The following is a 15,893-nucleotide window of genomic DNA, read 5'->3' on the forward strand; positions in this document are numbered from 1 at the left end:
TTATTCATCCTCCTTTGTTTGCGTTAAATAAATAAATTCAGGATGTGGATGGCTTAAGAAATCGTGATGTGAAATAGACCATCCGTATGCACCTGCATATTTGAAAACAATAACGTCGCCTGTACTGATTGCATCTATCTGTACTTCTCTAGCAAAGACATCTTTCGGTGTACATAACTGTCCGACTAATGTTGTGTCCTGTCTCGAAATTGAAACTTTTTCAAATGAATATGGATTGTCCTTATAGCGATAAATTTCAAAAGGATGGTTATGCTGCCAAGATACCGGCAGTCTAAATTGTTGCGTACCTCCTCTTAAAATGGCATACCAAGCACCATGTACTTTCTTGATATCTAGCACTTCTGTCACATAGTAACCAATATGTGCCACAATAAAGCGCCCACATTCAAAGTTCAATGTCACATCTCCCATTTCTTGCTCAACGATAAGTGTTTTAAAATTTTCTACAAAATTATCCCACTCAAATTGGCTAGTTAAATCTGCATAGTTAACGCCTATGCCACCACCAAGATTGATATGTTTGAGAGGAAATTGATGTTTTTCAGACCATGCCTTTGCTTTTTTAAAATAAAGTTTCACTACATCGACATGTAAATTCGAGTCTAAATTGTTAGAAATAGAATGAAAATGAAATCCATCTAGATGAATATTTGACATTGCTAGCGCAGCTTCAATGACATCATCAACTTCGTCTTCAGAAATACCAAATTGTGTTGGGCGTCCTGCCATATGCAACGTTGCATTGGGAAATGGTCCTGCTAAATTAACACGCAATAAAATGTGTTGTGTCTTATCTTCATCTTCTAAGATGGCATTTAGCCGTTGTAATTCATGCATACTTTCAACATGAATACGCTGAACACCTTCACTTACTGCATATCTTAGTTCCTCGTCTGTCTTACCAGGGCCACCAAAAATAATATGATTTGCTGGTTTAAAAGCAAGACCTTTTGCTATTTCACCTTGAGATGCAACTTCGAATCCTTCAACATACTGACTAATTGTATCTAGGATTGTTCGTTCACTATTTGCTTTCATTGCATAGTACATCTGACAATTACTAGGCAATGACGATGTAATATGTTGCAAGTGACTTTTCAGCTCATCTAAATCATAGATATAATGACAAACTGGATGAGATTGTGCTTTTAATTGTTCAATAACAGGTTGAACTATACGCATTAGCCTTCATCCCCTTTCTGTTTAGACGTCGCTAGAGATGCACTTAAATTGCGATATATTTTTCCGCGATCATCACCTAAAATAAATGTTTTTACACCTTGCGCCTGCCATTTTGCAATATCTTCATCTTCACGTGGTAATGCACAAAAATGTTTACCATGAGCATTCACAACTTCAAAAATATGTTGAACATGTGATGTTACTTGATCATCACGCGTTTGCCATGGTATGCCAAGTGACTGGGATAAATCTGCGGCACCTTCGACTATCATGTCTAAACCTTCGACTTGTGCTATATCATCAATGGCCATAACCCCTTCAACATCTTCTATCATGGCAATCACCATAATATGTTCATTAGCCATCTCCATTGCATCAAGTAATGGTGTACGTCCAAATCTTGCCATGCGACCACCATTCAAACTTCTTAATCCTTGCGGGTAATAACGACTTAATTTCACAATATGTTCAACGGTCTCACGATCTTTAACATGTGGCACAATAATACCTCTCGCACCCATATCTAACACTTTAATGATATCTCTATCTATCACTGCAGTGACACGTACAATGGGTATAATATGCGCTGCTTCAGCTGCACGAATTAAATGCGCTAGTGTCTCATCATTAATCGCCACGTGTTCTGTATCAATCACAACAAAGTCATACCCGCTTGCTGCGATAACCTCTATCATCAATGGGTCCGGTATAGAATTAAAAATGCCATAAACTGAATCACCATTGTTTAATCTATGTTTCAGAGATAATTGTTGCATCAGTAATACCTCCTACACCTAATGGATTTGTAACATGATGAATTCTTAACTCGGAGTCACTTAATAATCGACGTGTCGTTAACTTTTCAACTTGAATCGTAGGTTCAAACAAATCAAAATGTTGATAGTTATTCAACTCTGGAAATGCTTCTTGATACGCCTCGATGATGCCTTTAACCCATTTCCATTGCAGCTTCTCATCGATACCATATTGCTTTTCAATAAATAAGATGATTTCGGCGATATTAATAAAGAAAAATGCATCATGTAAAAAGTCACGTACTAAACGTTCATCATCTGTTTCAATAAATGAATTACTATTCACTTTTTTATGTGCTTCTGGCATTGGCTTTAATGTCAGGTGTGAAGCAGCTTCACTTAAATGCTCACGCTTAAAACGAACACCATCATGGAAATCTTTTAAGGCAATACGTGTAGGCCAACCATTTTCATGAATGAGCATCATATTTTGTGCATGCGATTCAAAGGCAATACCGTGATAATAAAGCATATGAATCATTGGACGAATCGCTACAGCTAAAAATTGCTTTGTCCAAGCTTCAGAACCATATTGTTTAATCCAATTTTCAATGAATGGTACACCATCCTTATCACTCGCATAAAGTGCATTAAATGGTATCGCATCCTCTTCATCGATTAACATATGATATATATTTTTACGCCATATAACACCTAACGCACCATAAACTTGAGTTTGTTTATAAGGCGAAAGTTGTGTATTTAAATAAGACTGTCCTAAGACTTCCCCTAGAAAAGCTGTCTTTAATTCATCTTTTAAATACGTATCTTGTTGCTGTATCTGCTTTAACCAATCCGTAATTTGCGCTGCATTTTCAATTGTATGAGGCGCCAACACTCGTTTCGTTGAAGTATTCGTTATACTTATTGGTACCTTTAAATAATATTTTGTCGTGTCTATTGGCGACATCGTACGAATCGATTGTTGAGGGTGATATAGCTCATCACTTTCCCCTAACCATATTACTGTGCCATTAAGCCTTTCTTCAGCCAAATCAACTTGGATGACATGTTCAAACTGCCATGGGTGTACAGGTATTATCTCAACATCATTTACATGTTTGCCAGACGCTTCAATTTGCTGTACAAAATGTTCATAAGTCTTATCGCCAACTTGTTGACGTAACATTTCTTTAACTACAACATTTCTTGATACCGTCGTTTCTACTTTATCTTTGTCGATAGCTAACCACTGCAGTTTAACGTTTGGTACAAAGTCAGGACCAAATTTCAAATTATCACTCAACGTAAATCCTAAACGTGATTTGTAACTTGGATGATACTGATGACCTTCCATCGCATAAAATTCATAGTCGTTAAATGTCTCAGGTGTTGCTGGTGGGTTTGATTCTCGATACTGCATACTTTGTGTATCTTTTAGTTCTGTCTGTAATAACTCGACAATAAATTGTTCTAGCTTTTCATCATTTTTAGGAAATGTAAATACAACCTCTCTCAATAATTGTGTATAGTCTGTTGTTGTATCTGCCTCATCTCCTACGACACGCTCAATTGGTGATGTGATACGTATACGATCAAAGCTTTGTGTCTTTTCAGCAGTAAAACGATACTCTGAATCATGTCCTTCTATTGTAAAATGACCGACACCGTCTTGATATGACGCTTTATACACAACGATATTCTCATAAATAAGCGATGATACCAGTTGGTGCATCACTCTAGTCTTTACACGATTAAGAATTGTTTGATTCACAATACGATACCTCCTTGTTATGACAAATTGGATTTGGTATATGTGTATAAATAGGGTTTGCACCACAATCATTCAATTTACTCATCAAATTCGCTTTAGCCGCAATGGTCGGCGTTTGATATAAATCTTCTACACAGTCAACAAATACTGCGTTATTCGCGTATTCTTTTTTCCAAGTCATAAGACGATGCGCTACAAGTTGCCATAACACAACTTCATTTCTAGTCGCTTTACCAATAGTTGACACTAAATGTCCTAAGTGATTTACTACAACATAATATTTAAGACGATGCCATGCTTCATCATGTGCATATACAACAGGGCTTGATGCTGCAACAACATTTGGCACAAGTTGTTTTTCAGTAGCAATCGTTCTAGATAGACAAATGCCTTCAAGATCTCTGACAAAGCATACGTCGGGTATGCCATCTTTAAATTCAATTAATGTATTTTGTACATGTGCTTCTAGACTAATGCCTGTGTTGCTAAACAGCTTTAATATCGGCAATAATGTACGATCCAAATAACATTCAAGCCATGCTTCTGGTGCTAAACCACTTTGCTCAATCACTTGTGATAACTTAGACATCGGTGAATCAGGCATCGTTTCAAATAATGACGCCAATACATGAATATCTTTATCAGCATGGTAATTCGGTATCCCTTCACGAACAATCATGGCACTATTTGTTAATAAATCCATTTCAGGTTCAACTGTTTGCCCTAATGGATTCGGTAACAATGCACGATATCCTTCTTCAAACATCAATTTAAAATGGGGTGTTTCAACCTCATCTTTGACTGATACGATAACTTGCGCGGCATCAATTGTCCGTTCAATCTGTTCAAGGTCATTCGTACGTATAAAATTAGTGATTTTAACGTGTATCGGCAATTTTAAATAAATGTTTAATGCTTTTGAAAATACAGTTCTAACCGAAGACGTCGGGTACACTGAATCACCGGAAACGCCAAGGTCTTTTATCAAACCTTGTTCACTATATTGCATATACTGTGGATGCTGTCGCAACACATTGATTTGATAAGGATGTATTGGTAATAAAATAAAATCTTTAGGTATCTCTGATATGTCTATATCTGCTAATTGATACAACACTTTCTCAACCTGATCTTCTTTACCTTCTACATAGCGCGTGAGCAGAACATCTTGATGCACAGCTAAATAATGCAATTGGAATGATGTATGACATTCGGGTGCATATTTCTCTAAATCCGCTTCTGAAAACCCACTTGCACTCTTAGGCGTCGGATGAAACGGATGACCTAAGTATAAAGATTGTTCTGAAACGATATAGCGATCCTCTGCGTAGTCTATTGTGTTACTTTGCAAATAACGCGCCGTGCGATGAATGCTATTATCGATGTCAGACATAATTTGCGCCATATGTTGTTGCACTGCCGTTTGATTATCTGCACTTTGAGCCATATGTTGCAAAATACGTGCAATGGCTTCTTTATATGTTGTTAATTTCTTACTTTTACCATCAATAAGCCATACTTCTGGATGATACATATGATGCCCCATCGCAGACCAATAAGCGAATTGACCTGTTAACGTTTCGAGCTCAGATAATTGTATAGACCATTGATGATTTTGAGGTGGTACTTGATATAAATTTTCTTCTCTAAAATATTCATTTAAAATACGTTCGATAGCCGCATACGCTGCATGTTGTATTAATTCTTTATTTTGCACTTTTTTGTTTCAACTCCCATAATTTCATTAATGTGTGATCGTTGATTTGATTAGTGATGGTTGAACAAATTAAAAATAAACTACTTACAGCAAATACTATGCCCATAACGATAAACGTAGTAGCTGGTGTAGTATAACTTGTAATGGCAGCGCCACTAAGACTACCAATAATTTGACCAATAACTAACATACTATTTGTCGTACCAACAAATGTGCCTTTAAGTTGTTGATGACACGCATTCACGACGACAAACATGACACTTTGAATCAATGCACTATATGTTAATCCTTGAAGTATTCTTGCAGCCATTAAAAACTCTACATTCGTCGCTAAACCTTGCAGTATCGCACTACAACCACATGCAATCGTGGCAAATATATATACTGATTTAACATATGATTTATCATTAAAGCGACCCCATAAAGGCGCGCTTAATATCGAAGCCGTCCAAAATGCGGACTGTAAAAATCCAATCACACTACGGTCATCTATCGCTGTATGATTCACTGATGAAGCAAGTGGTGATAATGCAGTTAGCATGCCATACATAGCAAAGTTTGCTAAAACGCCAACGATAATAAATCGACATGTTTGTTGTGTGTATAATAGACATTGAAATGAACGGCGAATACCTTTATTAATATTTGGTGTTTGTGATTTTGGCATATGTGTCGTTTCAATCAATTTTAATGCACCGAAAATACAGACAATAAAAGTAATAACGGCAATACTCATCAGTAACGCACTAAAACCTAATATCGAAGCTGTAACACCGCCAATTAATGGTCCTACAAGAGACCCTGCGCTGACTGAACTTTGCAGTCTTCCTAATACCTTGCCACGATCTTCAGCTGGCGCCTCTGCACTCGCAAACGCACTTGACGCATCAACAACACCACCAAATAGTCCCTGCAATAACCTCACAAGTACAAACTGTAATGGTGTAGTACACAATGCCATTAAAAATAAGCATACTGCCAAACCAAGTAACGCTCTTAACACCATCCATTTTCGACTGATCTTATCACCTAGCTTCCCCCATATCGGCGAAGCTATCATCGTCGTTACAGCTGGAGCAGCAATCGCTATACCACTCCACAACTGTATTTCTACGACTGATAGATTTTGTAGTGATGCCATATAAATTGGCAATAATGGCACAAGTACTGTCAGTCCAGCAATCGCTATAAACTGACTGAGCCACAAAATGCGAAAGTTACTGCGCCATATAGACTGATTAATCATATGTCACCATTGGATTTGGTACGGTAGTTAAACCTGAAGGCATACTACCTCCACCACTATCATGTTGATATAGCAATGGTAATAAAATTTGTTTAAATGGCCACGTCTGTTTATCAAATAAAATGTGTCTGACAGCTAGCTGATCAGTTGTAACCCAGGAAATAGTTGCCACTTCATTTTTTAAAATTTGTTTTAACAACGACATAAGTTCATGCTCACTTACACCAAATAAATCTTGAATTGCATCAATAATGGCATATAGATTTACCGATACAGCTAATGTTTGGAAATAAGCAAAGAATGTTTCCAAATCTTCATTAATTAGCGTGTTAGGTGTATCTTCTCTAACGACATACTTCGGCAATGAAAGATGATGTGCTGTTAGCCATGGTTTATAAATTCTGACAGTATCATGATCACGTAACACGCATTTTTGTACACGTCCATCTTCAAATGACAACAATATATTTTGACCATGCAACTCTGGTAATGCGCCGTATTGCATAAATGATAGTGTTACCTTTAAAAAGACTTGTGCGATATCTTCAAATAACGTCATGACATCATTTTTAGAAATATTATCTTTTCCACAAATCATTTGATATAAGGTGCGATCATTTGCCGCGAGTGCTGCCATTGACACTAGCTGTTGCGTATCATTTTTGGCTAGCACTTCGGGATATTTTCTTAGCTGAACAGTTAAATGGCCTAATTGATCTTTGAAAATATCATTGTCTTGACCCATATATGACCACCAAGCTGTCTCATCACAAACTGTGACATACTTAGCTAACATGGCATCTTTTTCTATAAGTTGACGTAATAATCGTTCGGCTTGTTCTCCGTTTTTCATGTAACGCGTAGGCGTTAGCCTTAATGCGCCTAATGACTGCATTGCAAATGGCACTTTAACATGGTTATATGGCGCTGCGATATCAATTAATGAACGCATACTTGAAGACGATAGATAATCTCCAAATTTTAACGGCAATAGTACAACCAATTTTTCACTAATCTCTTTCGCAAAGACGTTCGGCAAAATATGTTGATATTGCCAAGGATGTACAGGAAATAGTACATAGTCATCTATTGATAACCCTTGATCATGTAACATATCTGTCGCTTGTTCTTTTATAGGTGCTGTCAAATTTTCTAATTCATCAATATTTGCAGTATCGCCATGAATCATTTGTGTCTTTTTAACTGCTGCAACCATTAAAGGAAATGATTGATTTAATTCAGCTTGATACACTTGATAATCCGCTTCTCTTAATCCTCTTTTTTCTTTAGCTAATGGATGAAATGGACGATCTTTTAAACTTGCAAACTGTTCGGACCTTACAAAAGGATGCGACGCTAAATCTAATTCTGATAATTGTTTAGCAAGCTGTGTGGCAGCAGTAGTCAGTCCTTCTTCAACGCGAGCCACTTCCCATTCATGACTTAAATCACGATTCATTTTGACGATTGTTTGCCAAAATTCAGCTGCCGTTAAAGGTTGCTTAGACGTCCTTCCTTCTATCGTAATTGGTTGTGAACTTTCATAACGAAACATATTTAAAGCACTAAAATAAACAGGTATCTTTATTTGTTGTGTTTCACGTTTGTATATCAAAATGGTTTGTCCATTTTCTTTAGTAATCTCACTATTCGATACAATACCGGCTATATCTTCAAATAATAATGCATCAACTAAATCCCTTAATATTATCGTTTGTACTGTATTGACTGCTGTATGATTCTGCAATGTTCAGACACCTCGCATTCTTAATATAGGTTCAATGTTGTCCCAATATTTTGTTGTTGTGCCTGTTGATAAATAAAGTAAGCACTTGAAATATCTTCGATAGCCATACCCATCGGATTAAGTAATATGATTTCATCATCGTCTTCACGTCCTGGTATGTCACCTGTCACAAGTTGTCCTAGTTCAGCATGAAGTGCTTCTTTGCTGAATTTACCTTCTAACACCAATTGGTTAATAGTTTTCTTTTCTCGATTACATTGTGACCAGTCGTCTACTACGACTTTGTCAGCTTTAATAAAGACTTCTTTATGCACATCCATGATAGAAATGTTGCTAATAAATGCACCCTTTTGTAACCAATCATATTCAATGTATGGTTGATCCGTTACGGTACATGTAATGACTACTTCACCATTTGATACTGCTTCTTTAGCATTTTCTGTCGCAATAAAATTAATTTCCGGACGCTGTTGTTGCCATCTATCAACAAAGCGTGCACACGCTTCAGAGAATTGATCGTAAACAAACACGCGTTCAATATGATCGAATTGCTCTAACATACTTTGTAATTGCTTGTCTCCGATTAGCCCGCATCCAATGATTGTTAAGTCTTTAAATCCTTTTTTAGCCAAATGCTTAGCTGCAATCACTGAAACTGCTGCAGTACGCATACTACTAATTAAACTTGCTTCCATAACTGCAATTGGATAATTCGTTTCTGGATCATTCAAAATAATGACACCACTTGCACGCTCCATATTACGTTTCGATGGATTGTCGTGCTTACTACCTATCCACTTAATACCTGAAATTGCGTGTTCACCACCGATATGACTTGGCATTGCAATAATTCGATCTGCGATGTGTCCATTTTCAGGATCCTGTCTTAAATACGGCTTAAGCGGTTGTACAAAATCATTGTGCGCATGCGCTGTTAATGCTTCTGTTAATGCGTCCACATAAACTTGTGAATGATTACCTCCCGCTTGTTCAATATCTGATCTATTTAAATACAACATCTCTCTATTCATTCTGATTTAACTCCTTGTCTTGATTTCATTTTTTCTAACCATGTATCTGAATAAACTAAATCTAAGTAACGATCGCCTCGATCTGGTAAAATCGTGACAATTGTTGCACCTTCTTCAATTGACGTTATCAACTGCTCAATCGCTGCAATAATCGAACCTGTTGAACCTCCAGCAAATATGCCTTCATAATCAATCAGTTTTCGACAGCCCAAAGCAGATTGATAATCATCTACATGGATCACTTGATTAATTTCTGATCTATTCAATATTTCGGGTACACGACTAGCGCCGATACCAGGTAATTCTCTATTAATAGGTTTGTCACCAAAAATGACTGACCCTTTCGCATCAACAGCAACAATTTGTGCGTTTGGATGCACTTCTTTTATTTTTCTACTCATACCCATAATGCTACCTGTCGTGCTGACTGGCGCGACAAAATAATCTATAGGTTTCTTAATTGTTTCAACAATCTCTGTGCCTGCACCATGATAATGGGATTGCCAATTTAACTCATTCGCATATTGATTAATCCAATATGCATCGTCAATAGTGGCTAACAGTTCTTGCACCTTTGCAATACGAGTCATTAAATAACCCCCATGTGCATCAGGTTCTTCAACCATTTCTACATTGGCACCATAACTTTTAATAATTTTCAAATTTGTTGGTGATATTTTAGGATCAACAACACACGTGAGTTTTAATCCCTTGATTTTAGCTATCATTGCCAACGCAATGCCTAAATTACCAGAAGTACTTTCAATTAAATGTGTATTCTCAGTGATTAAACCATGTTTAATACCATGTTCAATGATGTACTTGGCAGGTCGATCTTTCATGCTGCCTCCAGGATTCATATACTCTAACTTTGCAAACACTTCATGTTTCGGAAATAGTTGATGAAGTTGAACCATAGGTGTTTGCCCTACAGAATCTAACAATGAATCGTGACATGCTTGACTTTTTTCAATCAAAAGCGCTTCCTCCTCAAATTTAAAATTCTATAATATTGTGTGTTACCTAATTGATAATGATTCTCACTATCAAGTAATTAGGATTATATTTTTTATGCATTTATATGTCAAATAATTATAAGTTGCATGTAAATCATAAATATTTTATTGACTTAGGAAAAATTTTAATTCATACTAAATCGTGATAATGATTCTCATTGTCATACATCACGAAGGAGGCTAATTAGTCAATGAATAAAGTAATTAAAATGCTTGTTGTTACGCTTGCTTTCCTACTTGTTTTAGCAGGATGTAGTGGGAATTCAAATAAGCAATCATCTGATAGCAAAGATAAGGAAACAACTTCAATTAAACATGCAATGGGTACAACTGAAATTAAAGGGAAACCAAAGCGTGTTGTTACGCTATATCAAGGTGCCACTGACGTCGCTGTATCTTTAGGTGTTAAACCTGTAGGTGCTGTAGAATCATGGACACAAAAACCGAAATTCGAATACATAAAAAATGATTTAAAAGATACTAAGATTGTAGGTCAAGAACCTGCACCTAACTTAGAGGAAATCTCTAAATTAAAACCGGACTTAATTGTCGCGTCAAAAGTTAGAAATGAAAAAGTTTACGATCAATTATCTAAAATCGCACCAACAGTTTCTACTGATACAGTTTTCAAATTCAAAGATACAACTAAGTTAATGGGGAAAGCTTTAGGGAAAGAAAAAGAAGCTGAAGATTTACTTAAAAAGTACGATGATAAAGTAGCTGCATTCCAAAAAGATGCAAAAGCAAAGTATAAAGATGCATGGCCATTGAAAGCTTCAGTTGTTAACTTCCGTGCTGATCATACAAGAATTTATGCTGGTGGATATGCTGGTGAAATCTTAAATGATTTAGGATTCAAACGTAATAAAGACTTACAAAAACAAGTTGATAATGGTAAAGATATTATCCAACTTACATCTAAAGAAAGCATTCCATTAATGAACGCTGATCATATTTTTGTAGTAAAATCAGATCCAAATGCGAAAGATGCTGCATTAGTTAAAAAGACTGAAAGCGAATGGACTTCAAGTAAAGAGTGGAAAAATTTAGACGCAGTTAAAAACAACCAAGTATCTGATGATTTAGATGAAATCACTTGGAACTTAGCTGGCGGATATAAATCATCATTAAAACTTATTGACGATTTATATGAAAAGTTAAATATTGAAAAACAATCAAAATAATTAAGGAGTTTTACGATGCTACTTAAACCAAAATACCAAATCGTTATTGCTGGTTTATGTCTTGCAATAGTAGCTATCTTAAGTTTAATGATTGGAAATACGCTTGTGTCACCAGGTACGGTGATACAGGCGTTATTCAACTTTGATAGTGAAAACGATTTACATGATGTTGTCACTGGCGCACGTGCATCGAGAACAATCATTGCGCTATTGACAGGCGCCGCACTAGCCGTCTCAGGTTTGTTGATGCAAGCACTTACACGAAACCCAATAGCATCGCCAGGGCTTTTCGGTGTCAATGCAGGCGCAGTATTTTTTGTCATCTTTAGTATTACATTTATCCAAATTCAATCTTTTAAAATGATTGTTGTCATCGCGTTTTTGGGGGCTATTGTTGTTACAGTCTTAGTCGTTGCACTAGGTATGTTTAGACAAACCCTATTCTCACCTCACCGTGTCATTTTAGCGGGTGCCGCGATTGCGATGTTATTTACAGCTTTTACTCAAGGCATTCTCATTATGAATGAAACAGACTTGCAAGGCCTATTATTCTGGTTAAGTGGTTCCGTTTCATTACGTAATATTTGGGATATCCCATGGATTATTCCGCTTGTATTGATACTTATTTTAATTGCGTTTAGCATGGCTGCACACATCAATATTTTGATGACAAGTGACGACATTGCAACCGGGCTCGGTCAAAACATAAAATTAATCAAATGGATGATTATTATGCTCATCAGTATGTTAGCCGGTATTTCGGTAGCAGTAGCTGGATCAATCGTCTTTGTGGGTCTTATCATACCGAATATTAGTAAACGATTATTGCCACCAAACTATAAGTATTTAATTCCTTTTACTGCATTAGCTGGAGCAATCCTAATGATCATTTCAGACATTGTTGCTCGTATAATAATTAAGCCACTAGAGTTGCCTATCGGTGTCGTTACCGCTGTCATTGGCGCTATTGTCTTAATCTATCTTATGAAGAAAGGACGTCAACGCTTATGACCGAAAAGATTAATAAAAAAGACAATTACCATCTCATCTTCGCGTTAATCTTTTTAGCCATCATTTCAGTGGTAAGTATGATGGTTGGTTCAAGCTTTATACCATTACAACGCGTATTGATGTACTTTATAAATCCAAATGACAGTGTAGATCAATTCACTTTAGAAGTGTTACGCTTACCTCGCATTACACTTGCGATATTAGCTGGTGCTGCACTAGGGATGAGTGGTTTAATGTTACAAAATGTATTGAAAAATCCAATTGCCTCACCAGATATTATCGGTATCACAGGTGGTGCTAGCTTAAGTGCTGTTGTCTTTATTGCATTTTTCAGCCATTTAACGATACATTTACTTCCACTATTTGCTGTATTAGGTGGCGCAGTTGCAATGATGATACTATTAGTGTTTCAAACGAAAGGACAAATACGCCCGACAACACTCATAATCATCGGTATTTCGATGCAAACATTGTTTATTGCACTTGTACAAGGGCTACTTATTACAACAAAGCAACTATCTGCAGCCAAAGCTTATACTTGGTTAGTCGGAAGTCTTTACGGTGCTACGTTTAAAGATACAATCATTTTGGGTATGGTTATTTTAGCTGTTGTGCCGTTGTTATTTCTTGTTATACCAAAAATGAAAATATCTATACTTGATGACCCTGTAGCGATTGGCTTAGGCTTACATGTACAACGTATGAAACTAATCCAATTAATCACTTCTACTATACTCGTATCTATGGCAATCAGTTTAGTAGGTAACATTGGGTTTGTCGGTTTAATCGCACCACATATCGCGAAAACAATCGTCCGCGGAAGTTATGCTAAAAAGTTACTAATGTCAGCAATGATTGGTGCCATATCAATTGTTATTGCAGACTTAATTGGGCGTACCTTATTCTTGCCTAAAGAAGTGCCAGCAGGTGTATTTATTGCTGCGTTTGGCGCCCCATTCTTCATATACTTATTATTAACCGTGAAAAAGTTATAACGATATTATCAAAACAAAATGACCTCACAACAACGTTAGCAAAATGTTTAAGCTAACTAACCGTTGCGAGGTTTTTTTATACATATAGTTGTCGTTATTGTTAACAAGCGTCGACTTTCTCAATTACATATTAATACTTTATATACAAATAACACCGACTCATATTCTATAATATCAATCAATATTCTTCGATTTTTCAAATATCGATAACTATTTCTTATTTAAATATAGTGTTTGATAATGTCATTTATTCAAAAACACAAATTTTAATAAAAATATCATATTATTTTTAAATGTAAATTATGGATTATTTTTCTTATTATATTGTGTTATATTAAAATAAAGTGCATATACAAGGAGATAAAACAATGAAATATAATAACCATGACAAAATTAGAGATTTTATAATCATTGAAGCATATATGTTTCGTTTTAAGAAAAAAGTCAAGCCTGAAGTCGATATGAGTATAAAAGAATTTATATTACTGACTTATTTATTTCATCAGCAAGAAAACACACTTCCATTTAAGAAGATTGTTTCAGATTTATGTTATAAACAATCGGATTTAGTACAGCATATAAAAGTACTTGTGAAACATTCATATATTAGTAAAGTTCGAAGTAAAATTGATGAGCGTAATACTTACATTTCAATATCTGAAGAACAACGAGAGAAAATTGCAGAACGTGTTACATTGTTTGATCAAATCATTAAACAATTTAACCTTGCAGATCAAAGTGAATCACAGATGATACCAAAAGATAGTAAAGAATTTCTAAACTTGATGATGTATACAATGTATTTCAAGAATATTATCAAAAAGCATCTAACATTAAGTTTTGTAGAATTCACAATTCTAGCTATTATCACTTCTCAAAATAAAAACATCGTTCTTCTTAAAGATTTAATTGAAACAATCCACCATAAATACCCTCAAACTGTTAGAGCTCTCAATAATTTAAAAAAGCAAGGCTATCTAATAAAAGAACGCTCAACTGAAGATGAAAGAAAAATTTTAATTCATATGGATGACGCGCAGCAAGACCATGCTGAACAATTATTAGCTCAAGTGAATCAATTATTGGCAGATAAAGATCATTTACATCTTGTTTTTGAATAATATCTCTATTACGCAAGTGTGCTGTATTCTAAAGTGCACTTGTGTTTTCTATTTTTTAATAAAACCTCAGCACATTATGAACAACTTTCTATTTTCTATATCTCTTAAAACCATTTCCGAAATTAAACCTAAGCACATTCAAAGCCCCACTTTATTCTTAAAAATATTTTTTAACTCATATGTATTAAACCGCTTTCATTATAAAAAATATCTCTATATTTTATCTGTTTTTATTAATCGAAATAGCGTGATTTTGCGGTTTTAAGCCTTTTACTTCCTGAATAAATCTTTGAACAAAATTTTTATTTTATAAGTTGTAAAACTTACCTTTAAATTTAATTATAAATATAGATTTTAGTATTGCAATACATAATTCGTTATATTATGATGACTTTACAAATACATACAGGGGGTATTAATTTGAAAAAGAAAAATATTTATTCAATTCGTAAACTAGGTGTAGGTATTGCATCTGTAACTTTAGGTACATTACTTATATCTGGTGGCGTAACACCTGCTGCAAATGCTGCGCAACACGATGAAGCTCAACAAAATGCTTTTTATCAAGTCTTGAATATGCCTAACTTAAATGCTGATCAACGCAATGGTTTTATCCAAAGCCTTAAAGATGATCCAAGCCAAAGTGCTAACGTTTTAGGTGAAGCTAAAAAACTTAATGACTCTCAAGCTCCAAAAGCTGAAGCGCAACAAAATAACTTCAACAAAGATCAACAAAGCGCCTTCTATGAAATTTTGAACATGCCTAACTTAAACGAAGCGCAACGCAATGGTTTCATTCAAAGTCTTAAAGACGATCCAAGCCAAAGCACTAACGTTTTAGGTGAAGCTAAAAAATTAAACGAATCTCAAGCACCGAAAGCTGACAACAATTTCAACAAAGATCAACAAAATGCTTTCTATGAAATCTTGAACATGCCTAACTTGAACGAAGAACAACGCAATGGTTTCATCCAAAGCTTAAAAGATGACCCAAGCCAAAGCGCTAACCTTTTAGCAGAAGCTAAAAAGCTAAATGATGCACAAGCACCAAAAGCTGACAACAAATTCAACAAAGAACAACAAAATGCTTTCT

At 35.5% G+C, this 15,893-nt stretch carries 12 protein-coding genes and 1 pseudogene; 5 read left to right on the plus strand and 8 right to left on the minus strand.

All coding sequences use genetic code 11. From position 1 onward, the window contains the following. Genes sbnH through sbnA form a run of 8 tightly spaced genes read right to left on the minus strand, consistent with a single transcriptional unit; the run spans position 1 to position 10,450 of the window. Positions 1 to 1,203, minus strand: a complete 1,203-nt coding sequence (gene sbnH, locus HMPREF2658_RS13590; protein ID WP_001223695.1) for a staphyloferrin B biosynthesis decarboxylase SbnH — start codon at positions 1,201 to 1,203, stop codon at positions 1 to 3. Beyond that, on the minus strand, positions 1,203 to 1,979 hold the full coding sequence (gene sbnG, locus HMPREF2658_RS13595; protein WP_070854479.1) for a staphyloferrin B biosynthesis citrate synthase SbnG: 777 nt from the start codon (positions 1,977 to 1,979) through the stop codon (positions 1,203 to 1,205). Before sbnG ends, sbnH begins: the two co-directional genes overlap by 1 nt. Further along, a complete protein-coding gene (sbnF, locus tag HMPREF2658_RS13600) occupies positions 1,954 to 3,804 on the minus strand; it encodes a 3-(L-alanin-3-ylcarbamoyl)-2-[(2-aminoethylcarbamoyl)methyl]-2-hydroxypropanoate synthase SbnF (RefSeq protein ID WP_083320061.1) in 1,851 nt (616 codons plus the stop codon). Before sbnF ends, sbnG begins: the two co-directional genes overlap by 26 nt. Next, complete coding sequence (sbnE, locus tag HMPREF2658_RS13605) at positions 3,713 to 5,449, minus strand: L-2,3-diaminopropanoate--citrate ligase SbnE (protein ID WP_001179898.1); 1,737 nt, start codon at positions 5,447 to 5,449, stop codon at positions 3,713 to 3,715. The genes sbnF and sbnE overlap by 92 nt, the downstream gene beginning before the upstream one ends. Further along, positions 5,439 to 6,695: a staphyloferrin B export MFS transporter gene (gene sbnD / locus HMPREF2658_RS13610; protein ID WP_000610054.1), complete on the minus strand. Its 1,257-nt coding sequence runs from the start codon at positions 6,693 to 6,695 to the stop codon at positions 5,439 to 5,441. Before sbnD ends, sbnE begins: the two co-directional genes overlap by 11 nt. Continuing rightward, positions 6,688 to 8,442 (minus strand): staphyloferrin B biosynthesis protein SbnC, encoded by a 1,755-nt coding sequence (gene sbnC, locus HMPREF2658_RS13615; protein WP_054194496.1) that lies wholly within the window; start codon positions 8,440 to 8,442, stop codon positions 6,688 to 6,690. The genes sbnD and sbnC overlap by 8 nt, the downstream gene beginning before the upstream one ends. Positions 8,443 to 8,462: 20 nt before the next feature. Continuing rightward, the gene (sbnB, locus tag HMPREF2658_RS13620) at positions 8,463 to 9,473 is read right to left on the minus strand and encodes an N-[(2S)-2-amino-2-carboxyethyl]-L-glutamate dehydrogenase SbnB (protein ID WP_001078456.1); all 1,011 of its coding nucleotides are present in this window, start codon (positions 9,471 to 9,473) and stop codon (positions 8,463 to 8,465) included. Beyond that, complete coding sequence (sbnA, locus tag HMPREF2658_RS13625) at positions 9,470 to 10,450, minus strand: 2,3-diaminopropionate biosynthesis protein SbnA (RefSeq protein WP_000570806.1); 981 nt, start codon at positions 10,448 to 10,450, stop codon at positions 9,470 to 9,472. The genes sbnB and sbnA overlap by 4 nt, the downstream gene beginning before the upstream one ends. A gap of 230 nt (positions 10,451 to 10,680) precedes the next feature. On the opposite strand from sbnA, the gene sirA reads away from it, so the two are divergent. The 5 genes and pseudogenes from sirA to spa form a co-directional block, all read left to right on the plus strand. Beyond that, positions 10,681 to 11,673, plus strand: coding sequence for a staphyloferrin B ABC transporter substrate-binding protein SirA (gene sirA / locus HMPREF2658_RS13630; RefSeq protein ID WP_001045124.1), 993 nt, complete (start codon positions 10,681 to 10,683; stop codon positions 11,671 to 11,673). A 15-nt stretch (positions 11,674 to 11,688) separates the two neighbouring features. Beyond that, complete coding sequence (sirB, locus tag HMPREF2658_RS13635; protein WP_000924996.1) at positions 11,689 to 12,684, plus strand: staphyloferrin B ABC transporter permease subunit SirB; 996 nt, start codon at positions 11,689 to 11,691, stop codon at positions 12,682 to 12,684. Then, on the plus strand, positions 12,681 to 13,679 hold the full coding sequence (gene sirC, locus HMPREF2658_RS13640) for a staphyloferrin B ABC transporter permease subunit SirC (protein ID WP_000136627.1): 999 nt from the start codon (positions 12,681 to 12,683) through the stop codon (positions 13,677 to 13,679). The genes sirB and sirC overlap by 4 nt, the downstream gene beginning before the upstream one ends. Positions 13,680 to 14,047: 368 nt before the next feature. Further along, entirely contained in the window at positions 14,048 to 14,800 is a 753-nt protein-coding gene (gene sarS / locus HMPREF2658_RS13645; RefSeq protein ID WP_000876748.1) for an HTH-type transcriptional regulator SarS, read from the plus strand. Between the two features lie 420 nt (positions 14,801 to 15,220). Continuing rightward, positions 15,221 to 15,893: pseudogene (gene spa, locus HMPREF2658_RS13650) on the plus strand (staphylococcal protein A); the annotation flags it as partial.

This window comes from Staphylococcus sp. HMSC062H10, assembly GCF_001836945.1.
In the GTDB taxonomy this organism is placed as follows: domain Bacteria; phylum Bacillota; class Bacilli; order Staphylococcales; family Staphylococcaceae; genus Staphylococcus; species Staphylococcus aureus.

What these genes read in the sequence shown, in the direction of transcription:
- sbnH (WP_001223695.1), bottom strand. Translation starts at nt 1,203, where the DNA reads ATGCGTATAGTTCAACCTGTTATTGAACAATTAAAAGCACAATCTCAT.
- sbnG (WP_070854479.1), bottom strand. Translation starts at nt 1,979, where the DNA reads ATGCAACAATTATCTCTGAAACATAGATTAAACAATGGTGATTCAGTT.
- sbnF (WP_083320061.1), bottom strand. Translation starts at nt 3,804, where the DNA reads ATGATTGTGGTGCAAACCCTATTTATACACATATACCAAATCCAATTT.
- sbnD (WP_000610054.1), bottom strand. Translation starts at nt 6,695, where the DNA reads ATGATTAATCAGTCTATATGGCGCAGTAACTTTCGCATTTTGTGGCTC.
- sbnB (WP_001078456.1), bottom strand. Translation starts at nt 9,473, where the DNA reads ATGAATAGAGAGATGTTGTATTTAAATAGATCAGATATTGAACAAGCG.
- sirA (WP_001045124.1), top strand. Translation starts at nt 10,681, where the DNA reads ATGAATAAAGTAATTAAAATGCTTGTTGTTACGCTTGCTTTCCTACTT.
- sirB (WP_000924996.1), top strand. Translation starts at nt 11,689, where the DNA reads ATGCTACTTAAACCAAAATACCAAATCGTTATTGCTGGTTTATGTCTT.
- sirC (WP_000136627.1), top strand. Translation starts at nt 12,681, where the DNA reads ATGACCGAAAAGATTAATAAAAAAGACAATTACCATCTCATCTTCGCG.
- sarS (WP_000876748.1), top strand. Translation starts at nt 14,048, where the DNA reads ATGAAATATAATAACCATGACAAAATTAGAGATTTTATAATCATTGAA.